This is a genomic window from Dietzia sp. UCD-THP, assembly GCF_000349585.1.
Classification (GTDB): Bacteria; Actinomycetota; Actinomycetes; order Mycobacteriales; family Mycobacteriaceae; genus Dietzia; species Dietzia natronolimnaea_A.
In genome coordinates this window covers 1-234 of the sequence record NZ_KB714647.1, presented here as the reverse complement: position 1 = coordinate 234, position 234 = coordinate 1, and the positions used below count along the sequence as shown (strand labels likewise).

Sequence of the window (234 nt, the reverse complement as noted above, 5' to 3'; positions counted from 1 at the left end):
GCGGTCTGGTTGCAGCTGGGGGTGGTCGACGAGGCCGCGGCGCAGCGGGCGAAGGATGCAGGGCTGGACGTGGTGATGGACGCGTGCCCTGCGATCGAAGCCCCTCGTCTGGGCCTGGCCTGAACCGCGGACCCGGCCGGGTCTAGAAGCCGCTCGAGGCCAGTCCCACCATCGCGAAGATGAAGATGAAGTACAGGACGATGAGGACTGCCACGATCGCCAGCGAGATCATGC

Annotated in this window: 1 protein-coding gene; it reads left to right on the top strand. The window is 67.1% G+C overall.

Annotated elements, in window-relative coordinates:
• Positions 1-123, top strand: a 123-nt coding sequence (locus H483_RS38755) for a CoA-binding protein (RefSeq protein WP_031264846.1), incomplete at its 5' end; no start/stop codon positions are given.
• Between the last annotated feature and the right edge of the window lie 111 nt (positions 124-234).